Below are 21,097 nucleotides of genomic sequence, written 5' to 3'. Positions count from 1 at the left end.
TGTCCGGGACGGCGCCGTCGGTCGATCGTCACGACGGTCCCGGCTCCGTTCGGATACTCGACGCAGCCGGTGGACCGGGCCCCGCCGGTCAGCCCCGACCAGGAGGCCGTGACCGTCAGAGGTACGCCCGGCGTCATGACCAGGCTCGGCGCCGGCACCCGCTTCCGGGCCGGCGCCGAGGCAAGCGCGCGCGGCCGGCTCCGAACAGGCACCCGCCCGGCCCAGGGCCGGCCGGTTTCATGCCGCGAGATGCCCGGACGCGGTACGAGGAATCTTCACCGTTCCGTCACGGTTCCCCGGCGCACTCTGTTGCCGTCACACGGGTGACCGTACATTGACAAGTCATAGAACTTCGGGCGTGATTGACTGGGGGAGCCGTCATGTCCTGGGACCACAACGGTTTGAACGACGGGTTCGTCATACCACCTGTACCGCCCATGCCGACCGCACCGCCGCCCGCTCCCGCGGACGGCGGGCGAGCGGCCACGGTGGCGCTGCTGAATCTCTGCGGGCTGGGCGTCGGCTACGCACTGCTGCGCCGCTGGGCGCTGATGGCGGTGTGCTGGGCCGCGACGGCGATCCTGCTCGTGGTGGCGCTGCCCGCGGACCCGGACGGTGTCCCCGGCGGAGTCCTCGTCGTCTATCTGGTCTTCCTCGGGCTCGCGGCTGTGCACGGCGCGGTCCTGGGACTGCGGACCCGCCTGGTGTGGCCGCCGCGTGCCTGGCTCGCGGCGGTGCTCGGGCTCGTGCTCCTGGCCGTACCGGCCGGAGGCGCCGTCCTGTACGACGGCGCGCGTGACGAAGCCACCGAGGCGATGCTCATGGACCGGCTGGAGAGCGCCGACCAGCTCGTCCTGGCCGCAGGGAAGCAGCCGTTCACAACGGCGGAGCCCGACTACCGCCGGGCACTGGCCGCCTACAGAGCCCTCCGCAGCGACCACCCCGGCTCGCGGGCGGCCGACCGCGTCCCCGACCGGCTCAAGACCTACTACACCACCGTCGGTTCTCCCTATGCGCAGAAGAACTACTGCGACGCCGTAGCGCCCTTGAAGTACCTCCGCAGCGTCCCGACCACCATGGACGAGAAGGCACTCGGAACACTGTCCACCTGGCCCGACGACCGGCTGGCCACCTCGCTCTACGAGTGCGCCGCACAGGCGCTGAGCGGCGGAGGCGCGGACTGGACCACGGGCTTCGGGGAGCTCCTGACGACCTTCCCGCGGTCCGAGCAGGCCACGAAGGTGGAACCTGCGGTCGAGGCGGCGGTCGACAGGGCCGTGAAGCAAGTGGGCGGCGACGATCCCTGCACGGCCGTCCAGGACCTCAAGAGCCTCGGTTCCCAGGTCGACGGGCTGCCGGGGGAGCAGGCCGGCCTGACCGTAGCCTTCGCCAAGGACTCCGACCGGGCAGAGAAGAACGCGAACTCGGGTACCTACGCCTGCGGCGTGGACCAGTACCGGGACGGGGACTTCGACGAGGCCGTCACCACCATGAACGAGTTCGTCAAGGACAGCCCGTACGACAAGAACCGGGCCCGTGCCAGGAAGATCGCCATCGCCGCGGAGGTCGCCCAGACGGTGCCCGCCGCGGGCAAGCGCCTGCCGACGACGGCGTCCGGCGGCAGCATTTCCGTCACCGTCAAGAACGACAGCCCCGACGACATCACGGTGCTGTACACGGGGCCGGTGACCGGGAGCTTCTCGCTCAAGGCCTGCGGGAGCTGCACCACCTACTCCTTCGCCAGCACAGTGCTACTGGGCTTCGAACCGTGCAGCGACAGCGGCAAGAACTACCCGCAGCGGACCATCCGACTGCCCGCCGGCACCACGTACTTCGTGCACAAGTCCCAGGACAGCAGCGGAAATTCTCCGGCCTCGGACACGGCCAAGCTGTCGTCCGGCTACATCTACACCGAGTGCGCCTACACGAGGACGGGCTTCGGCTACTGACGGCCCGGCCGGCCCGCGAACCCCGAACGGCGCGGCCACGGCTCTATATTGGCCCGGGTCGACGTCGCTGCACTGTGGGGGTTGAGCACTCTTGCGATCGCACGGAACGCGCGGAGGAGCCCTGGCCGCTTCGCTCTTCGCTGTCGCCGTGCTGCTCCTCGGCGCGTGCGGGACACAGCCGGCCGGTCGGGCGGGAGAGACGTCACCGTCCCGGGCGGCGGCCGAATCGCTCCCGTGGGGCACGATGGAGCCCTCCGCGGTCACCGGAGCCCGCCTCACCGACGACCGTCGCACGCTGATCCTCGACGCGCAGGTGCCCAGCGGCGCGCACGCCTGTGTGCGGGAACTCAAGGCGGTGCTCACCGACCCCGTGCAGGACACCGTGCGGGTGCAGATCACCTTCTCCTCGCCGTCGTCGGACAGGCGCTCCGGGTGCACCGAGGAGAGCACGGCCACGGCGCGGGTCCAACTGCCCGAGCCGTTGGGCCGTCGGAACGTGATCGTCGACAACTACGTGCAGTTCACCGCCGACGGCGCCAAGCCGCCCTCGCTGCGGCTGTGCGGGAGGCTGGGCTGCCGGCCGCCCGCCACCGGCTGCACCGCCGCCTCCTACGAGCAGGCGTTGATCGCGGTCGGCGCGCCCGAGCACACGTACTGGGACGACAAGGGCTGCGACGGCAAGTGGCTGGTGCTGGACTTCTCCTGGCGCACGGGACCGGCCTGCGGCGACGCGGCAGGAACCGGCTGCTCGTCCCGGCTGGGGGACCGCTGGTTCTTCCGGGCGAAGAGCTCCGGCTGGGTGCCGATCGCCGAAGGCGCGGCCGGCGGCTGCAAGAACGTACGGCGCGAGGAACCCGCCTTCCCGGCCTCGATGTGCGACTCCCTGGCCCCGCTTTCCCCCTCGCTGCATCCGAGTTATCCTCCGCCGTCCGCGTCCCCGACGCCCGCCGCGCGTTCCACCGCGACGACGGCCCCTTGAACATGACCGGCGCCGGCACAACATGATCGGCACATCGCGGGAGGACGGTCAGGTGTCGGCCATGGTGTACGGCCGCTACGGCCTCGGCGAGGGAGAGCTCGACGTCCTGTGCGCACTGCGCCGGGCCGGTGAACCCTACGAACGGGCACCCGGCGAGCTCGCCGCGCACACCATGGTCACCACCGGCGCGATGACGAAGAGGATCGACCGCCTGGAGCGAGCCGGACTCGTCACCCGCCGCCGCTCCGACGACGACCAGCGTGGCCGGATCGTCGCCCTCACCAGCCCCGGACGCGAACTGATCGACCGGGCGTTCACCGACCACATGCACAACGAACGCCGCCTGCTGGACCTGCTGACCCCCACCGAGGCCGAGACGCTCGAAACACTGCTCACGACGTGGCTCTCCCGCATGGAACATCCGGGCCCGCCCGGCAGCGAGTGACCCCCTCTCCCCGGCGCCGATCGTGGCGGGCACCGGGAGGCCATGGGATGTCGGATTCCTGACCTGGGGGATCGATGCCGCCGCGGTGGAGCCGGCGCCACAGGCCGACGCCGTCGCAACCTCAGGAACAGCGCCGGGGCGATGGATTACGCCCGGCTCTCCGGCCCGCCCGCGTGCGCGGCGGCGTGGCGCAGTGAGCGGTAGGCCACCACGGCCCAGGCGGCGACGAGCAGGCTGTAGAGGACGACGGCGGCCCAGACGAACATCTGCGAGCCGGTACGGGCGGCGAGGGCGCCGGTGCCGGTGACGCAGGCGCCGAGGGGGAAGATGAAAGACCACCAGGTGGGCGCGAAGGGCAGCCCCGCTCGGAACTCCCGTACGGTCAGCGCCGTGGCGAGTGCCAGCCACAGCATGGCGAAGCCCCACACCCCCACTCCGCCCAGCAGCGCGAAGACCGCCGTGCCGTGCACGTACGGCGCGGGCAGCGCGCTGGGCGCCGCTGTGGCCAGCGCACCCAGCCCCGTCACGACCTGGCCCAGCGCCCCCAGACCGATCCACACCGTGGGCACCGTCGCACCGGTGGGCGCGGCATGGTGCACCAGGCGGCTGTAGACCATGGCCAGCACCAGCAGCGCCGCCACCAGGCCGAGCCCGAACATCGCGTAGCAGCCCAGCAGCAGAGCCAGCCGCGGCTGCCCGGCGGGCAGGTGCGGGACGAGCAGCGCGCCCGTCGTGGCTGAGACCAACGGCGGTACCACCGGCATCAGCCAGCCGCCGAACGCCGCGTCCGGTGCGAAGCGGTGCCGGGTGACCATCAGGTACGGCACCGCACAGGCCGTGACAAGACCGAGTACGGTACCGAGCGACCACAGCGCCCAGTCCACGTCCAGCGCGGCCCGCGCCCCGATCACCGGCCCGCCGAGTTGCAGCGCCCCGGCGCCCACCGTGAGCAGCGCCACGGCCGGCGCGCCGAAGAACTGAGCTTGCATCGGATCGGCGGCGTGCAGCCGCAGCGCCCGCTGCCGGACGTAGCCGACCGTCAGTACGACGAGCAGCAGCGCGGCCCCCGACCAGACCACCGTGGCGGCGGTCCGCAGCCCGGGGAAGCTCCGGGGCAGGGTGACCGCCGCGTTGGCGACGATGCCGGTGCCCATGACGGACGCGAACCAGCTGGGGCCGAACAGCGGACGGCCTGTCGCGTTCGCCGTGGGCGGCGCGGAACGGGCAAGGGGTGAGGAACGGGCAAGGACGGAGAGCCCCGGGTCCATGCCGCCCTCGGTCGGGACGGCTCGGGCACTGCAGGGGTGGACTGTCACGGCGTGGAACGCCTCTTTCCTCGTCTTGGGAATCACCGTCGTGAACCGGCCGACCGGTGGCCCAAGCCCAACAGATCGAGGGTCGCGGCCAAGTCCGTCGACCCGTTGGCCTCACGAGGCTATGGGCGCCTCCCGCTCCTGCCGTACAAAGGCATGCGCCACAACACCCTCACATCAGGACGTGACGGGGGGCGCCGCCCGAACCTGAACTCCCGCACGGTGTCCACCGGCGGTTACCGGCAACTGCGGTGCGCACCGGGCTGGACCACGGACGGCGACGTCCCGATCTGCCGCAGTCCTGGCCCGCTCGCGCATCCCACCGTGCCGAGGAACCCTCGTAACCTCGAAGGCGCGGACGAGGTCCACGGTCCTCGTCGCCGCGGACCGCCTCGGCCCGAGCGGCGGCTGGACCGGTCGGCCACGCCGCCCGCGATGGTCTCCGTAAGTGGAAAGAAGGCGTTCTACGCCGTGGCTTCACGATCAGGCAGTGCTCCCTCGGTCTCGCACCAGGTGGAATTCGGCATCAACGAGTGGCTCGTCGAGGAGTTCCGGGAGCGGTATCTCCGCGATCCCGGTTCCGTCGACGTGGTCTGGCGGGACTACTTCCGGGCGTCCGCGGCGACGCACGAGGCCGCGCCCGGGGATGCCGGAGAAACAGCGCACGAGGGGGACGCCGGCCTGGTGGCCAAGGCGGTCCGCGTCGCGGCCCTGATCCACTCGTACCGGGTCCGCGGGCACATGGCGGCCGCCACCAATCCCCTCTCCGCGGAGCCGTCCTCCGGCCACCCGGACCTGGAGCCTTCGGGGCACGGCCTCGACGCCGCGGACGCCGCGCGCACCTTCTTCGTCGACGGCTTCGCCGGACGCCAGGAGATGACACTGCGCGAGGTTCTGAGCACGCTTCGCGACGCGTACTGCGGCACCACGGGCGTCGAGTACATGCACATCCGCAATCCGCAGGAGCGGCTCTGGATCCAGCAGCGCGTGGAGGGTTCGCAGCCCCGCCCGGGACACGCCGAGCAACTGCGGATTCTGTACCGGCTGGGCGCCGCCGAGGCGTTCGAGACGTTCCTGCACACCAAGTACGTCGGGCAGAAGCGGTACTCGCTGGAGGGCGGGGAGTCGGCGATCGTCCTGCTGGACGCGCTGCTCGAGAGCGCCGCGCGGCTGGACATGCGTGAGGTGGTCGTCGGAATGGCGCACCGCGGCCGGCTGAACGTGCTCGCCAACATCGTGGGCAAGCCCTACGCCCAGATCTTCGACGAGTTCGAGGACACGGTCGACGTCCGCTCCGCGCAGGGCTCCGGCGACGTGAAGTACCACCTCGGGGCCGCCGGCACCTTTCACACCGCGGACGGTCACGCGATTGCCGTCTCCGTGGTGGCGAACCCCTCGCACCTGGAGATCGTGGGGCCGGTGGCGCAGGGCGTCGTGCGGGGGCGGCAGGATCTTACGGAGGACGGCCACGGCCGGTTGTCCGTGCTGCCCGTGGTGGTCCACGGCGACGCCGCCCTCGCGGGGCAGGGAGTGGTCGCCGAAACGCTGAACATGTCACAACTGCCGGGCTACGGCACCGGCGGCACGGTCCACGTGGCCATCAACAACCAGCTGGGGTTCACCACCGCATCCGCCGGCGGCCGGTCGAGTGCGTACGCCACCGATGTCGCGCGGACCGTCGAGGCCCCTGTCCTCCATGTCAACGGGGACGATCCCGAAGCGGTCGTCCGGGCGGCACGGCTGGCCTTCGACTACCGGCAGGCGTTCCACAAGGACGTTGTCGTCGACCTGGTCTGCTACCGGCGCCACGGGCACAGCGAGGTCGACGACCCTTCCATCACACAGCCGGCCATGTACGACCGCATCGCCGTACGGCCGTCCGTGCGGAAGCTGTACGCGCAGTCGCTGCACAGCGCGGGCGACATCGACGAGCAGGAAGCCGAACGTGCCCGGCAGGGCTACCGGGACCAGCTCCAGCGAGCCTTCGCCGAGACCGCCGGGGCGTCCTCGCCCGGCCACGAGCCGCTTCCGGCCCGCGCCGTCGCGGATCCCCCGGCCCGCCGGGCCGTGACAGCCGTCGCCGAGGCGACAGCGCGGCGCGTCCTGGGCACCCAGACCGACCTGCCGCGGGATTTCACCCCGCACCCGCGCGTGCTCCCGCAACTACGGCGGCGGGCGGCCATGCTCGACGGCGGGAACGTCGACTGGGCCACCGCGGAAGCCCTCGCGATCGGATCGCTGCTTCTGGACGGAGTGCCGGTACGGCTGTCCGGGCAGGACTCCCGCCGAGGCACCTTCGGCCAACGGCATGCCGTCCTCACCGACCGCAGCACGGGCCGGCACCACACTCCTTTGAACTCGCTCGGCCCGGAAGCGGCACGTTTCGAGCCCTACGACTCCCTCCTGTCCGAACTCGCCGTGCTCGCCTTCGAATACGGCTATTCGCTGGCCCGGCCGGATGCCCTGGTGCTGTGGGAGGCGCAGTTCGGCGACTTCGCCAACGGCGCCCAGACGGTCGTCGACGAGTACATCTCCTCCTCGGAGCAGAAGTGGGGGCAGCGATCGGGCGTCGCGCTGCTGCTGCCGCACGGCTTGGAGGGGCAGGGACCGGACCACTCCTCCGGCCGCATGGAGCGCTTCCTGCAGCTGTGCGCGGACGACAACATGACCGTCGCCAACCCCTCGCTGCCGAGCAACTACTTTCACCTGCTCAGGGAACAGGGCCTCGACGCGCGACGCAGGCCGCTGGTGGTCTTCACCCCCAAGTCCATGCTGCGGTCGAAGGCCGCGGTCTCCGGCCTGGAGGAGTTCACCGCCGGTTCCTTCCGCCCGGTCGTCCCGGACACCACACAGGACCCCGCCCGGGTCGAGCGCGTACTGCTGTGTTCGGGCAAGGTCTTCTACGACCTGGAAGCGCACCGGCGCGCCTCGGGACGGGACGGGACCGCCCTCGTCCGGCTGGAGCGCCTGTACCCGTTTCCCGCTGACGAACTGCGGGCGGAACTGTCCAGGTATCCGTCCGGCGTCGACGTGCGATGGGTCCAGGAGGAGCCGGCCAACCAGGGCGCGTGGACCTTTGTCGGACCCCGCGTCGACCCCCTGATCCCCGTCCCTGTGGGATGTGTGAGCCGGCCGGCCGCCTCCGCTCCGGCGGTCGGGTCCGCCCGCCGTCACACCGCCGAACAGCAAGACCTCGTCCGGCGGGCCTTCGCCTGACGGCCACGGCAGGACCGGGGCAGGACCGACGGGCGGCGCGGCGGCTCCCGAACGGCCGCCGGCCACGAACGGCCGCCGGGCCGGGGCGGACGATCCACCGCGCACCGCATGCCACCGAGCAAGGGTCCGGGGTACCGGCCCGCCGGGGAAGACGAAGCGGATCATCTCCATGGTGCCGGGGCGGTCGACCCGCTCACCGCGGTCCGCTGCGCCCCGGCGGACTCACGCGGTCCGCCACTTGCGGGAGGGACCGGTCTCCGTCGCCTCCGAGCGCCAGAACGCGGGGCACGGCCCGGCTCGTAGCGTTCACCCCCAAAGGCCGTTCGCTGATCGCGGCTCCGCGCCGCCGGGACCGGCCGGGCTCACGTGCTCCGGGGACCGGCCACGGTGCCGGCCGTGTCTGCCGCGAGTGCCGGCTCGGCCGGCACCGCAGGTGCTTCGGCGTCCGCCACTCCGGTGGTGTGGAACCGCGCCCGGAACGCGCCCGGAGTCACCTTGAGATTCCGTACGAACGCTCTGCGCAGCGACTCGGGGGAGCCGAACCCGGTGCGGCGGGCGACCACGGCCAGGGGGTCGTCGCCGGTCTCCAGCATCGCCTGCGCCGCTTCCAGCCGGATCTGCTCCACGTACCGGGCCGGTGTCGTGCCCACCTCGTCGCAGAAGAGCCGGGTCACGTGGCGGGAGCTGACACCGGCCCTGCGGGCCATGGCGGACAGTGTGTGGTCGGCACCGGGGTCTTCCGCGACGGCGTCCAGCACCCGGCGAAGCATCTCCTGGCGAGTGTGCGGAGCACGGGAACGAACGCTGAACTGGGACTGCCCGCCGGGCCGTTGCATGAAGACCACCATGTCCTTGGCCACCGCGCGGGCCACTTCGGCCCCATAGTGTTCTTCCACGAGAGCCAGTGAGAGGTCGATGCCCGCGCTGACTCCGGCCGAGGTCATCACCTTGCCGTCCCGGACGAAGATCGCGTCGGGCTTGACCTGGACGGTGGGAAAACGCAGGGCGAGCTGGCGTGAGTGGCGCCAGTGGGTGGCGGCGCTCCGGCCGTCCAGAAGGCCGGCGGCGGCCAGCAGGAAGGCGCCGGTGCAGACGGAAGCCGTGCAACGAGAGTGCGCGTCGAGCTTCCGCACCATGTCCAGCAGCGCGTCGTCCTTGATCAGCCGGTCCCAGCCCGGACCCCCCGGGATCACCAGAACGTCGCTGGTCCCGTGCGCGTCCTCGACGGCCATGTCGACGCCGAGACGGGTGCCCGCCGAGGTCGTCACGTCGTTGCCGTCGGCCGACACCATGTTCAGCCGGTAGCGGCCGCCGAATTCGTTCGCCGAGGTGAACACCTCGATCGGGCCGGTCACATCCAGCAGCCGGACCCCGGGAAAGACGAAGAACGTCACGAGGAGTGAGCCGGTTCCGGCGTGTTGGTGGTGCATCGAATGCCTCCGGACCTGCCATGCGGGCCATACGGGTACTGTCATAATACTGGTGAGTTTGAAAAGGAAACTCACAAGGATTGCGGGGCGTCGCGGGGGTGCCCCTTTCCCCGGGCAGCCTTTATGCGGCCTATGTAGAGTACAAGTATGGGTGTGGGCATGGGCGTGCCGCGTATGACCCTGCAGACTCAACTGGTGCTGCGGGCTTTGCTGGAGGACCCCGCCAGGCAGCGGTACGGCCTTGAGCTGTGCGAGCTGGCGGGATTGCCGTCGGGCACGATCTATCCGATCCTCGCCCGCCTGGAGCGGGCAGGCTGGGTGGACAGCACCTGGGAGGACCCGGCCGTGCACGAGAAGGCCGGGCGTCCGCGCCGCCGCTTCCACCGGATCACACAGGACGGCGCCGTCCAGGCCCGCGACGCCCTGGCCCGCGTCTACCGGTCCAGGAGGCAGCCCCTGCCCGGATGGGTCACCGCCCACCCGGCGGCCGGGGAAGGCACGCCCTGAAGACTCGGAGGCCTCCTGGCTGCGCCCGGCAGCGTTGCGGTCTCCGTCCGTGGCGCCTCGAAGGCTCCACGGCGACCGGAAAGCCAGCCCTGCGGTCTCCTGGATGGTCGGTCGGCACCGCCCCGGGGCGCGGAGCGGAGAAGGGCCCCATGAACCACATTTCTCAGCTTGTTCTTTATGGTCTGGCCTCGAACGATGCCCCGAACTTGATCGCTCGGATGGTGGTTCACCGGACATGGCCACGGCCTTCGGCTGATCGTGTGTTCCGGCCAGGGAATATACGTGACCAGCACGAAGGTCGTGGAGGACGAGTTTGCCGCATCACGATGTCCGGAGCGAGGCGTTCGTTGTCGCGTCACACTTCCGGGACGACTTCTATGCGTGTCTGACCGCCCGGCCGGTGACGTCGCCGGTCGTCGACCTGACGCTGCTGGCCGAACACCGCCGGGGCCACGGCGCCCTGTACGAGGCCCTCAACCGTGGCCGCATCGATGCCGGACGGCTCCGGCCAGTGCTGGCCGCGCTGCCCCAGCCCAAGGCGGCCATCCGCTCTATCCGCCCTCTCCGCTCGCGTCCGGCAACGCCCGGGCGCGGGCGAGGGCGGCCCGGCGATCGGCGTTCAGCGACCTCAGTAGGGCGAGCTGGTCGGCAGGCAGCCGGGCTACCAATGACCGCCGGATCTTGAGCGATACGGCGGACAGCCGTGCGGTCGCGGCACACGTCCCGTCCGCCACGGCGACGGCGATCTCGCGGTCCTTGAACCCGGCGGTACGGCCGGTGCTCGCGTACTCCTTCCTCAGCGCCCCCTGTGCCGCCTCGGGCGAGGCGTAGTCGAAGCCTCGCGTCTTCAGGCACGTACGCCACGAGGCGAGTGCGGCCTTGTAACGGGTGTCGCCGACAGCCTGGAAGGAAAGCCGGGTGTCCAGTAGATCCGGTACGTAACCGAGCCTGGCCCATGTACGGACGTCACCGGCCACCTTGCGGCGGGCGGTGGCGGCACAGCCCGCGCTGGGGACTTCGGCGGTGGCCGGTGCGATCAGGGCGACGGTCGCCGTCGGCCGGCCGTCGCCGAACTGAGCGGCGACGTACCGCGCCTGGTCAGCGGCGGACAGCGTGCTCCCGTACTTCTCGGCGGCCGGGAGCGTGGAGGCGGCGGGCGGGGTGGCGATGCCGTAGCCGTTGGACTCGCGCTGCTTCATGCGGACGGCCGACTTGTCGTCCTCGGGGACGGGGGTCCGCACGGCCGGCGCGGCCGGGGCCTCGAAACCGGCCGTCCGCAGGCACTGGTTGTCCAGCCGGTTGACGGTGTTCTGCAGCACGTTCTCCGTCTCGGGCCAACTGCCCGACCGGGTGGCGAGGTCGATCTCGGCTGCGGACGGCGGGCCTGCCCGGCCGGGGCCGGCCGGCCGCGCTTGCGCGCAGCCGACCAGACCCGTCGCCACCAGGAGCCCTGCGAGTACACCTGTGGCGATGCGGCTCACGACGCGGTGCACCAGTGGTTGGAGCTGATGGTGTCGTTGTAGGCGCCGTCGCCGTAGACGGCGGTGAAGTCTGAGATTCTGTCGCCGATGCCCACGCTGTGCCAGTAGCCGCCGGAGGCACCGTAGTTCGCGTCGGTCCAGAAGTAGACCCTGCAGGACGTGCCCTGGTTGTCGAGCGAACTGATGCAGTCGTTCCAGGTGCCGGGGTACGCGGCGCAGCCGCTGCTGTTGTACAGGTTCATGTAGTTGGTGTTGTTGCCCGAGACCTTGCCCATGGTCCCGCCGTAGTAGTTGTCCACCCAGAAGCACGCGTAGGTGGACGGACAGCCGAGGTCGTCGGCCTCCGCCGCGGCCTGGGCGGACGGGGCGAGGCACAGCATCGTGGCCACTGCGAGGAAGGCGGCCGCCACATAGGCGCCTGCGCGGTTCCATCGGTTCGTACGCAAGAGAGTTCCCTTTCTCTTGACGGTCGGTTGACCGTGCACGAGCCACCATGGAGGTCCCCGTCGCCCCCGGGATTGGAAAAAACTGCCGCGGCCCAACCGTCAGGACAGCAGGACGCTGGTCACCCGGCCCTCGACGCGATCGCCCGCGGGCACGGCCTGCACCAGTCGGCGGGCGGCGAGGAAATCGCCGGGCGTACCGCCGGTCATCTGCTTGAACTCCAGGGCCAGGTGCGGCTGGTCGTAGAAGCCGCAGTCGGCTGCCGCCTGCGCCTGGGGCATTCCGTCGAGCAGGAGCCGCAGGGCCCTCTGCAGCCGCATGACGCGGCTGACCGCCTTGGGTGTGAGGCCCAGTTGCTCCCGGAAGGCCTTCGCGAGCTTGCGTGGGCTCCAGCCCACCTCGGCGGCGAGTTCGGGGCCGGCGAGGGCACCGCCCGACGCTGCCAACCGGCGCCACGCCTGTGCCGTCTCGGGTGCCCACGTGGTGCCCCGGTCGGCCTGCTTGAGCAGAATCCGGTTCAGCAGCGCGAAGCGCGCGGGCCAGCCGGGCGCGTCGGCCAGCGCCTCAGCGAGCCTCGCCCAGCGCAGGCCGGGCAGGTCGCCGGCGTCAACGTGGGTCTGCGCGATCTCGGCCATGTCCGTACGCAGAAGCGCGTGCGCGCCCCAGGGGGTCATGCTGATCTCGATTCCACGCACCTTCCCGCGGTGCCGCCCGATGACGGGCTCGGTCTGCAGCCCGGCCAGCAGCGAGGTGTACCGGAACACGACGGCGGGCTGCCGGGTCGGCCGCCGCAGTTCGACGGGGTCGGCGAAGCCCAGGAACAGAGTCACCGAGTCGTGCGGGATCTCCAGGCGGAGCCGTGGGCGCGAGAGGGCATAGTTGACCCCCTGGTAGTGGCGGATCAGACCCCACAGACCGGGATGCGGGCGGGCCCGCGCGACATCCCAGGCACCTTCCGGGCATGCCTCAGCGTCCATTCCCCGTTCCCCCGTATCCCGTTCTCCCACGAGTCCGCCACTGCGAGCAGATTGTCGTGGACATGATTAATTTTACCCAGGCTCGCACGGCACATTGACGCGAAACCTGCCCCTAGGGAACGGAATGGCCTATTTCAGGTGGACGCCACGCAGACGCCTCTCGTGATACGGAGAACCGCATGGCTCCTCGCACCCCGCCGCACACGACCTACGACGCCGTCATCGTCGGCGGCGGCCACAACGGACTCGTGGCCGCCGCCTATCTTGCCCGCGCGGGCCGCGCGGTCCTTGTTCTGGAGCGGCTGGACCACACCGGGGGCGCCGCGGTGTCGACGCGGGCGTTCGCGGGGATGGACGCGCGGCTGTCCCGGTACTCGTATCTGGTGAGTCTGCTGCCACGGCAGATCGTGGAGGACCTGGGCCTGCGGTTCCAGACGAGGCGGCGCCGGATCTCCTCGTACACGCCGAGAGCGGACGGCGGCCTGCTGGTGGACTCGCAGTCCGCGTCCCGCACGCGCGACAGCTTCGAGCGGCTCACCGGCTCCGACCGGGACTTCGAGGCGTGGCAGAGCTTCTACGGGATGACGCACCGCGTCGCGCAGCGCGTGTTCCCGACGATGAGCTTGTTCTTGAACACGGCCTTCGGCTGATCGTGTGTTCCGACCAGGGAATGTACGTGACCAGCACGAAGGTCGTGGAGGACGAGTTTGCCGCATCACGATGTCCGGAGCGAGGCGTTCGTTGTCGCGTCACACTTCCGGGACGACTTCCATGCTCTGGGACTGTTCACACCACTGGCAGCGGCTGCCGTGATCGGCGTGATGATCAATGCCGTGACTCCTCCCCCGTCCTGAAGGACGGGGCTTCTCGCTATGCCGGGTTGGCGTCGCGACGGACCAGCCCGGCCCGTAGAACGTTGAGAGCGCCCACCGTGTCGGCGTGCGCGGTGTGGCCGCACGAGACGCAGTGGAACTTTTCCTGTGTGGGCCGGTTCTCCTTCGCGGTGTGCCCGCATTCGGGGCACTCCCGGGAGGTGTTGCGGGGGTCCACGGCGATCACTTCCCGTCCGGCGCTTTCAGCCTTGGCGTGCAGGATCGTCAGGAACACCCCCCAACCGGCATCGTTGATCGACTTGTTGAGCCCGGCTTTGGCGGCCGCCCCGTTGGGCAGGAAGGAGCCCGGCCGGTCGGTGTCGGGTTTCGGTGCGGGGGCCTTGCTCATGTTGCGGATCTTGAGGTCTTCGTGCGCGATGAAGTCGTGTGCGCGGACCAGGCCGAGCGCGGTCTTGTGTGCGTGGTCGAGCCGCCGGCGCCGTACCTTGCCGTGGAGCTGGGCAACCTTCTCCACCGCGCGCTGATGGTTGGCGGTGCGGTCCTTCGCCTTGCGGCGCGGGAACCGGGACAGGGCCTGCTGCGCTGCCTCAAGCTTCTCGGATGCGCGGCGGCCGTGGCGCGGGCTGGGCACGAACTCGCCGCCCGAGTCGGCGAGGAAGTTCGCGATGCCCAGGTCGATCCCGGCCACGGAGCCGGTCGCGGGCAGCGGTTCGGGCTGTTCCTGCTCGGCGCTGAGAACCACGAACCACTGACGGCCCGCGCGCTTGACCGACACGGTCTTGACCCTGCCGGTCACGGCGCGGTGCTGGTTGACCCTGACGTGTCCGACGCCCTGGAAGCGGACCCGGGTGACAGGGTCGTGCGGGGTGGAGTTCCACCGGCAGCCGTCGCCGTCCTTCGGGAACTCGACCGTGTCGAACCAGTTCGCCCCACGGAATCGCGGGTATCCCGGCGCCTGCCCGGCCTTGACGCGGCGGAAGAACGCCTGCATCGCCTTGTCCAGGCGGCGGAGCGTGGCCTGCTGCGAGGAGAACGACCAGCGGCCCTGCCGCTCCGGGGCGAACGCCCGGATGTCCTTGAGCTGCGCCGACTGGTCACCGTAGCGGACCGTGGTCTTCGAGACGTGCCGGTAGGCGTCACGGCGTTCCTGCAACGCCCCGTTGTAGAGGGAGCAGTGATCCCGCAGCATCTCGGCGAGTGCCTGGCCCTGTGCCGGACGGTGGGCCGCAGGAGGAACTTGTACGCACAGATCATCCAGGCCACCCCCTCCGGTCGAGTTCACTCGATCATACTAGCCTTGGCGTATGTCACCACGCTGGGAACCAGATCCCGATATCAGACGCGGAAACCACGTCATCCACAACCTCCACGCGCACTTGGTGTTTGTCACGAAGTACCGGCGTGAGGTCTTCAACGGCGAGATGCTGACACGCTGCGAGGAGATCATGCGGGACGTGTGCGAGGGCTTCGGCGCGGAACTGCGCGAGTTCAACGGCGAGCACGATCACGTCCACCTTCTCGTGCACTACCCGCCGAAGGTCGCCCTGTCCAAGCTCGTCAACAGCCTCAAAGGCGTCAGCTCCCGGTACCTGCGCGCGGAGTACACCGGCCGGATCAACCGGATCGGCACGGGCTCGGTGTTCTGGTCCCCGTCCTACTTCGCGGGGTCCTGCGGCGGCGCACCCCTGAGCATCGTCAAGGACTACATCGACAACCAGAAGCGCCCAGCCTGACCGTCACCGCGCCTTTCCCTGGGGCAGGGGCGGCTGGCCCGAAGCCGCCGTCGCCCTGCTCCTCGGCGGTATCGGCGCCGCCGTCGTGCTCGTCCTCCAGCTTCCGCCGTCGATGCCGGGCCGGTTGCGGTGGCCGGGCGCCCGGCCGTTGCGCACCCGACCAGCAGGACCGGTCCGCGCCGACGGGAAGCGCCGGTACGGGCCGAACGAGGGCAGAGCGACGCCGGCTGCACGCACTCGGCCCTGTACGAGGCGGCCTCGTCGGGCTGCGCGGCGGTTTTGCATGAGCCGGTCGCCCAGTCGCCCGGTCGCCCAGTCGCCCGGTCGCCCAGCCGCCCGGTTGCTCAGTCGTCCGGTCGCATGGGTGAGCGCCGCGGGCCAGGACCGGTGCCGCTTGCCTTCTTGCGGTCCCTGCGCCTCAATGAGGCAAACACCTGACGGGACGTCAGGAACGGAAGGTCCCCGCAGAAGGAGTGACCTGTGAAACGTACGACGCGGAAGTTACGTGCTGCCGTGATCGCCGCCACCTCCGCCACCCTGCTGGCCGCGGCCGTGGCGCTGGCCCCCGGGGCGGGCGCCGTGACACCGACGTGGGCCACAGCCCGGTACTCTTGCGGACCCTGGGGCTGGTCCGCCGCCGATTTCACGGCCACCCAGGCCGGCACCGCGGCGACGATCACGATCACCTTGCCCTCGATCAGCGTTCCGGTCCCGGTCCAGGCGGACACCGTCACCTCCACCCTGGTCCTCGCCAGGAACAGCGACGGGGACACGACCACCTTCACCGGGTACATGGCCAACCCGGCCCTCTACGCAGGCGAGCCGCTCACCATCGGCCCGCTCACCGGCGTGGTGACTCCGGGCGACAGCCTGGACTCCAGTGGCTCCGGCCCGTACTCGCTGCGCGTCGTGATCTTCGGACTCACGATCGACTGCCTGGCGAACAGCTCACTGTTCCCAGGCCCGTTCGTCTTCTGATCGGGCGGTGGCGACCATGGCCAATCAGGCGGTCCTCGCGCCCTGGAGCCGGCTGCTGCACAGCCTCAGGGGCCTACCGGGAGCTTCACGCGGCAACGCACCTCTCGGTAGGCCGCAGCGGTCCGCCGCCCTGATCCCGGCGGCGCTGCTGGGCGACGGCACATGTCGGCGGGGCTCGGGCTCCGGCGGACTCCGTGTCCACGAACACGGCTCGGACACCGCGGTGACCCAGCCGGCTCCCTGACGCCGACCTCCGGCAGTACGACGCCGTCCGGCGGCGCGACACCGCGGGCGACACTCTCGCCGAGACCGGCTCCTCCTCCACTCCGCAAGTCCGCAACTCCACAAGTCCCCCTGAATTCCTGTGGTGTGACAGTGCGTCAGACCTGCGCGTCAGACCCGCCCCCCCACGGCGGGCCCCATGACGGGAGCGGTCTCCGTGCTGTCGCCCGCAGCCCGGGCCTCGACCGAAACGCCGCGCGAGGTGCCGTGCGCTCAGGAGTGACCGAAGGCCGGGTCAGCGACCCGGGCGGCCTCGGCGCTGTCCGGTCGGAAAAGCACCGGCTGGAGGAGGCGTCGCCCTCGAAACCGCAAGTCCGCGCTTTGTTCCCAAATGGCCCTCGGCACAGGCGAGTTGGGGCGTCACCATGGTGCCCCGGCGGTGGTCGGGGCGGTTGGGCTGCCGAGCAAGGGGTGGGTGTGGGGGACTACGGACTGCCGCGTGAGTACCGGATGAAGCGGTCCAGGATGCTGGCGTTCCTGTGGGTGATCGCGGCGGCCACGCTGAGCATGCTGGGGGCCATGCTGACCGCCGACGACCTGCCTGCCTCGTTCACGTACCCCTTCGCGATCGCGTGGGTGGTGCTCATGGGGTGGCTTTTCTACGCCACCCTGAACTGCTCCACCACGGCGGACATCAAGGCGATCCATGTGCGCGGCATGATCAGACGGCGGCGGCTGGCCTGGGAGGACATCCAGGACATCAGGGCCGAGGCCAATCCGGCCGCGGGGATGCAGAGCGGTGCGGCCAATGTGCTCGTGCACGCCTACGGCCGGGACGGCAGCAAGGTGCTCCTGCCCTTCCTCGACGACATGCACGTGCATGTGGAGCGCGAACTCGGTGTGCTGCTGGAGGCATGGGAGGAACTGCGCGGTGAGGACTGGGCGCCGGACCCCGAGGCCGCCGTCCTCATCCACCGGCGCAATGCCCGCCAGGGGGCCGTCATGGCCGGGTTCATCGCCGTGATGCTGGCGTTCATCCCACTGACGGTGCTGATGCTGCTGCCGCTCTTCGTGGACCTGCCCGGGTGGCTGGAGTCGATACTGCAACCGTTCGCGGTCATGGGGATAGGGGCACCGCTGGTCTTCGCCCTGACCGCGATCGCCTCGTACCGCGGGCGGCTGCGCAACGGCTGACGGACGCGGGAGCACCGCTCCGTAGTCTTTCGGGGCGAAGCGGGGCGGGGACGCTGGTGCTCTCGCGGGCAGTGCGGTCGTCCGGGCAGGCGTCCTGAAGGTCGGGTACGTCCGCCGGCTTCCCTTCCGTACCCGGGCCCGAGGCCCGCATCAGGATCGCCACCTGGATCACCGACTTCTCCGGCCCCCGTCGGCTGCACAGGAAGGACTCCCCAGAAGGAATCCGCGGAAGGAATCCCCTGAAAGGCTCCGCAGAAGGACTCCTTAGTTCGAGGGGATGGACACAGTTCGTAGTCCCCCCGGTGGCATAGTCGATACGCTCCCTGACGGGAACGCGCGTGCGGATGGGGGACGTTGATGGTGTATCCGAGACCGGTGTGGCTGTGCTGCGGAGCCTTAGCCACCGGGCTGTTGCTGGCCGGCTGTTCGGGGGCGGGGGGCGGCGGGACCGCCGCCGGGCCGTCCGGTTCCAAGAACGGGACCGCGAGCAGTGGCACACGCTCCAGCCCGGCCCCGAGCCCCAGCGCCGGCGCCACGGGTCTGGGCTTCACGGGCTTCACCCCCGATCCCGGCCGTGCGCCGAAGACCCGCGCGGAGGCCGAACGGCTGGCCCGCGCCGTCGCGGCGGCCCCCGTCAACTGGGGCCCCGGCTTCGCGAAGCGCAATCCGTACGAGAGTGACCCCGGCTTCTGGCCCGTGCTCGAAGCGGACTGCGTCTGGCAGAGCGAGCCACTGCCCGCGACGGTGCTCGCCACCCTCACCCGCTACAGCGAACTGCCCGCGCAGGACGGCAAGGGCCCGATCCGCGTCGCCGCCGTCGTCACCGTGCACCGCACCGCGAAGGACGCCGGCTGGGAGATGGCCGAGACCCTCGAAGAGGCGCTGCGCTGTCCCGACCAGCAGCTCCGCCAGGGCGAGCGGATCACCGGACTGCTCTCCCAGGGGGCGGCCTTCGGTGTGCTGGGCAACGCCACCGCCGAGGACACACTCACCGAGGGCGGCCAGTACTCCAGCGACGAACTCGGCGGCCCCTATTACTACTACTGGATGCAGAGCCGGCTGGGCCAGGTCACCGTGGCCGTCTCCGGCAGGGGTTCCAAGGGCCGTTCCAAGGAAGAGGTCGATGCCGCGCTGCAGCAGGGAGTGGGACAGATGCTGAGTCTCACCGAGAGTGAACTGGAGGGACCCGGATGAGCGGGCGTCTGCTCCCCACCGACCCCGCCACGATCGGCGGACACCGGCTGCTGGCCCGCCTCGGCGCGGGCGGCATGGGTGTGGTCTACCTCGGCCGTACGGAGGCCGGGACACTGGCCGCCGTCAAGGTCATCCAGGCCGAGTACGCGGACGAGCCGGACTTCCGCGCCCGCTTCCGCCGTGAGGTCGAGGCGGCCCGCCGGGTGACCAGCCCCTGGGCGGTGCCGGTCACCGGCGCCGACCCGGACGCGGCGGCGCCCTGGCTGGCCACCGCCTTCGTGTCCGGCCCCTCGCTGGAGGAGGCGGTCGCCGGCCACGGTCCGCTGCCTGTCCGGAGCGTGCGCGTCCTGGCCCGGATGCTCGCCGCCGCGCTGCGCGAGGTGCACACCGCCGGGCTGGTCCACCGCGACGTGAAGCCCGCCAACGTGCTGCTCGCCGTGGACGGCCCGCGCCTCATCGACTTCGGGATCGCCCGCGCGGCCGACGAGACCGCGATCACCTCCACCGACCTGGTCGTCGGCACCCCCGGTTTCCTCTCACCCGAGCAGGCCGAGGCACGCGGCGCGGCAGTCGGCCCGCCCAGCGACATCTTCTCGCTGGGCTGCCTGCTGGCGTACGCGGCGAGTGGCCGGCCGCCGTTCGGCACCGGCACGGCGGACGCCCTGCTCTACCGGACGGTCCACGACGAACCCGACCTGGCCGGCATCGAAGCCGCGGAGAACGAGGAAGCCGGGGAAGCCGGGGAAGACACCGCAGGCACCGAGCTGCTGACGCTGCTGCACCTGTGCCTGGCGAAGGACCCGGCGGACCGTCCGACGGCCGAGCAGATCTGCACGGTGCTGCTGGTCGAGGACGCCGTCCCCGAAGGCGGGCAGCTCGACTGGCTGCCCGAGGACGTCGTACGGGCCATCGCCGACCGCTCGTCCGAGATGCTGGCGCTCCCCGACATCGAGCCGACCGTCGCCGAGGCACCGAAGGACGCGGAGCGGGCGTCACCCGGCCGGCGGCGACTGCTCCTGCTGGCCTCCGGAGCGGCGGTGCTCACGGCGGCGGGCGGAACCGCGGCCTGGGCCGTGCTGCGCGACCGGGACGACCCGGGGGCACCGGCTGCGCGGGCCGGCAGCTGGGCCATCGGAGTGCAGGCGGACCTGAGCGGGGCACAGCGGACGGCGGGACAGGCACAGGAGCGTGGCGCGCGCCTGGCGGTCGAGCAGTTCAACTCCCGCAAGAACAAGCCCTTCGAGCTCACCCTGAAGACGATCGACGACGGCGGCAGCGCCGGGCGGGCGCCGGCCGCGGCCAAGAAAATGATCCAGGACGCCGATGTGCTCGCCGTGCTCGGCCCGACCAACGACGAGACGGCCAACGCGGTCCTGGGCACCTACGACGAGGCCCTGCTGCCGCTGCTGTGCGTCTCGGCCGGCGGACTGCTCCTGACCAGGCAGGAGTACCGGTCCTTCGTGCACTGCCGCCCCAGCGACGCGGCCCTTTCCCTCCCTATGAGCGTCTATCTCATGAGGCAGAAGGGGGCGCTGCGCCCCGGCCTGCTCCAGGACCGCACCGCGCAGACGTACGCCCAGGAGTCCGCCGGGATCAACGCCCTGATGCTGCGCAGCATGGGCCGGCCGGCCTACCCCCGGGTGGTCCCGGCGGGCACGGACGACATGGCGCCCGTCATTGCCGACATGCTGCGGGCCGGGATCGGCTCCTTCATCTACGCCGGCTACGCGCAGGGCGCGGCCCGGGTGGCCCGCGAACTGGCGGCGGCAGGTTTCGACGGAACGCGGTTCGCCTCGCAGGCCGTGATCGACCCGCAGTTCCTGGAGCTGGCCGGGGACGCGGCGGAGGGATGGCTGCTGACCTCCTCCTTCGTGGACCCCGCCGCGGTGCCGGCCGCGGCAGCCTTCAGAGCCGCCTTCCGCAAGCGTTTCGGTGCCGCGCCCGGCTACTTCGCCGCCGAGGCGTACGACACCGTCAACCTCGCCATCCAGGAGTTGGTGAAGGCCGCGAAGGGCGGACGGCCGCCGAAACGGCAGGAGTTGGTGGGCCTGCTGCGCAAGAGCCGCTACAAGGGCATCACCAAGGAGTTCTCCTTCAAGCCGGCGGACGGCACGTTCGCCGGCTGGGGCATCTTCCTGCACCAGGTCGAGGGCGGCCGGTTCCGCTTCCTCGGCGAAGCCCCCGCCAAGGTGTAGCGGTGAG

General features: G+C 70.9%; 14 protein-coding genes and 4 pseudogenes. 12 read left to right on the top strand and 6 right to left on the bottom strand.

Features of this window, described 5'->3' with window-relative positions:
- Nucleotides 1-437: 437 nt before the first annotated feature.
- The 3 genes and pseudogenes from RV986_RS53380 to RV986_RS53370 all read left to right on the top strand — a co-directional run.
- Complete coding sequence (locus RV986_RS53380) at nucleotides 438-1,949, top strand: hypothetical protein (protein WP_475924898.1); 1,512 nt, start codon at nucleotides 438-440, stop codon at nucleotides 1,947-1,949.
- A gap of 91 nt (nucleotides 1,950-2,040) precedes the next feature.
- On the top strand, nucleotides 2,041-2,928 hold the full coding sequence (locus RV986_RS53375) for a hypothetical protein (RefSeq protein WP_475924897.1): 888 nt from the start codon (nucleotides 2,041-2,043) through the stop codon (nucleotides 2,926-2,928).
- 61 nt (nucleotides 2,929-2,989) lie between these two features.
- Nucleotides 2,990-3,373, top strand: a pseudogene (locus RV986_RS53370) (MarR family winged helix-turn-helix transcriptional regulator); the annotation flags it as partial.
- A 146-nt stretch (nucleotides 3,374-3,519) separates the two neighbouring features.
- On the opposite strand, the gene RV986_RS53365 reads toward RV986_RS53370, so the two are convergent.
- Nucleotides 3,520-4,689, bottom strand: coding sequence for a TDT family transporter (locus tag RV986_RS53365; protein ID WP_475924896.1), 1,170 nt, complete (start codon nucleotides 4,687-4,689; stop codon nucleotides 3,520-3,522).
- 153 nt (nucleotides 4,690-4,842) lie between these two features.
- Between RV986_RS53365 and RV986_RS53360 the strand changes: the two genes are divergently transcribed.
- A complete protein-coding gene (locus tag RV986_RS53360; RefSeq protein ID WP_475924895.1) occupies nucleotides 4,843-7,902 on the top strand; it encodes a multifunctional oxoglutarate decarboxylase/oxoglutarate dehydrogenase thiamine pyrophosphate-binding subunit/dihydrolipoyllysine-residue succinyltransferase subunit in 3,060 nt (1,019 codons plus the stop codon).
- A 362-nt stretch (nucleotides 7,903-8,264) separates the two neighbouring features.
- Here RV986_RS53360 and RV986_RS53355 read toward each other — a convergent pair whose 3' ends face one another.
- A complete protein-coding gene (locus RV986_RS53355; RefSeq protein ID WP_475924894.1) occupies nucleotides 8,265-9,332 on the bottom strand; it encodes a GlxA family transcriptional regulator in 1,068 nt (355 codons plus the stop codon).
- 147 nt (nucleotides 9,333-9,479) lie between these two features.
- On the opposite strand from RV986_RS53355, the gene RV986_RS53350 reads away from it, so the two are divergent.
- Both RV986_RS53350 and RV986_RS53345 read left to right on the top strand, forming a co-directional pair.
- The gene (locus RV986_RS53350; RefSeq protein WP_475924893.1) at nucleotides 9,480-9,839 is read left to right on the top strand and encodes a PadR family transcriptional regulator; all 360 of its coding nucleotides are present in this window, start codon (nucleotides 9,480-9,482) and stop codon (nucleotides 9,837-9,839) included.
- A gap of 313 nt (nucleotides 9,840-10,152) precedes the next feature.
- Nucleotides 10,153-10,383: pseudogene (locus RV986_RS53345) on the top strand (NF041680 family putative transposase); the annotation flags it as partial.
- Between the two features lie 7 nt (nucleotides 10,384-10,390).
- Here the strand turns inward: RV986_RS53345 and RV986_RS53340 are convergent.
- The 3 genes from RV986_RS53340 to RV986_RS53330 form a co-directional block, all read right to left on the bottom strand.
- Nucleotides 10,391-11,320, bottom strand: coding sequence for a hypothetical protein (locus RV986_RS53340; RefSeq protein ID WP_475924892.1), 930 nt, complete (start codon nucleotides 11,318-11,320; stop codon nucleotides 10,391-10,393).
- Nucleotides 11,317-11,766, bottom strand: coding sequence for a peptidase inhibitor family I36 protein (locus tag RV986_RS53335; RefSeq protein ID WP_475924891.1), 450 nt, complete (start codon nucleotides 11,764-11,766; stop codon nucleotides 11,317-11,319). The genes RV986_RS53340 and RV986_RS53335 overlap by 4 nt, the downstream gene beginning before the upstream one ends.
- Before the next feature lie 99 nt (nucleotides 11,767-11,865).
- The gene (locus RV986_RS53330; RefSeq protein WP_475924890.1) at nucleotides 11,866-12,741 is read right to left on the bottom strand and encodes a helix-turn-helix domain-containing protein; all 876 of its coding nucleotides are present in this window, start codon (nucleotides 12,739-12,741) and stop codon (nucleotides 11,866-11,868) included.
- A 179-nt stretch (nucleotides 12,742-12,920) separates the two neighbouring features.
- On the opposite strand from RV986_RS53330, the pseudogene RV986_RS53325 reads away from it, so the two are divergent.
- Nucleotides 12,921-13,364 (top strand): annotated as a pseudogene (locus tag RV986_RS53325) (phytoene desaturase family protein); the annotation flags it as partial.
- A 247-nt stretch (nucleotides 13,365-13,611) separates the two neighbouring features.
- Here RV986_RS53325 and RV986_RS53320 read toward each other — a convergent pair.
- Nucleotides 13,612-14,828 (bottom strand): annotated as a pseudogene (locus RV986_RS53320) (RNA-guided endonuclease InsQ/TnpB family protein).
- Nucleotides 14,829-14,878: 50 nt separating this feature from the next.
- Between RV986_RS53320 and tnpA the strand changes: the two are divergent.
- The 5 genes from tnpA (at nucleotide 14,879) to RV986_RS53295 (ending at nucleotide 21,090) form a co-directional block, all read left to right on the top strand.
- On the top strand, nucleotides 14,879-15,307 hold the full coding sequence (gene tnpA / locus RV986_RS53315; RefSeq protein WP_475924889.1) for an IS200/IS605 family transposase: 429 nt from the start codon (nucleotides 14,879-14,881) through the stop codon (nucleotides 15,305-15,307).
- 480 nt (nucleotides 15,308-15,787) lie between these two features.
- Entirely contained in the window at nucleotides 15,788-16,285 is a 498-nt protein-coding gene (locus tag RV986_RS53310; RefSeq protein ID WP_475924888.1) for a hypothetical protein, read from the top strand.
- A 699-nt stretch (nucleotides 16,286-16,984) separates the two neighbouring features.
- Nucleotides 16,985-17,701, top strand: a complete 717-nt coding sequence (locus tag RV986_RS53305; RefSeq protein ID WP_475924887.1) for a PH domain-containing protein — start codon at nucleotides 16,985-16,987, stop codon at nucleotides 17,699-17,701.
- A gap of 357 nt (nucleotides 17,702-18,058) precedes the next feature.
- Complete coding sequence (locus RV986_RS53300) at nucleotides 18,059-18,895, top strand: hypothetical protein (RefSeq protein WP_475924886.1); 837 nt, start codon at nucleotides 18,059-18,061, stop codon at nucleotides 18,893-18,895.
- Nucleotides 18,892-21,090, top strand: a complete 2,199-nt coding sequence (locus RV986_RS53295) for an ABC transporter substrate-binding protein (protein WP_475924885.1) — start codon at nucleotides 18,892-18,894, stop codon at nucleotides 21,088-21,090. Before RV986_RS53300 ends, RV986_RS53295 begins: the two co-directional genes overlap by 4 nt.
- Nucleotides 21,091-21,097 lie beyond the last annotated feature (7 nt).

The organism is Streptomyces sp. RLA012 (assembly GCF_056270325.1).
The sequence above is the reverse complement of the archived record's forward strand: the minus strand, read 5'-3'. Positions and strand labels throughout refer to the sequence as shown.

What these genes read in the sequence shown, in the direction of transcription:
- RV986_RS53380 (WP_475924898.1), top strand. Translation starts at nt 438, where the DNA reads ATGCCGACCGCACCGCCGCCCGCTCCCGCGGACGGCGGGCGAGCGGCC.
- RV986_RS53360 (WP_475924895.1), top strand. Translation starts at nt 4,843, where the DNA reads ATGCGCCACAACACCCTCACATCAGGACGTGACGGGGGGCGCCGCCCG.
- RV986_RS53355 (WP_475924894.1), bottom strand. Translation starts at nt 9,332, where the DNA reads ATGCACCACCAACACGCCGGAACCGGCTCACTCCTCGTGACGTTCTTC.
- RV986_RS53350 (WP_475924893.1), top strand. Translation starts at nt 9,480, where the DNA reads ATGGGTGTGGGCATGGGCGTGCCGCGTATGACCCTGCAGACTCAACTG.
- RV986_RS53330 (WP_475924890.1), bottom strand. Translation starts at nt 12,741, where the DNA reads ATGGACGCTGAGGCATGCCCGGAAGGTGCCTGGGATGTCGCGCGGGCC.
- tnpA (WP_475924889.1), top strand. Translation starts at nt 14,879, where the DNA reads ATGTCACCACGCTGGGAACCAGATCCCGATATCAGACGCGGAAACCAC.
- RV986_RS53300 (WP_475924886.1), top strand. Translation starts at nt 18,059, where the DNA reads ATGGTGTATCCGAGACCGGTGTGGCTGTGCTGCGGAGCCTTAGCCACC.
- RV986_RS53295 (WP_475924885.1), top strand. Translation starts at nt 18,892, where the DNA reads ATGAGCGGGCGTCTGCTCCCCACCGACCCCGCCACGATCGGCGGACAC.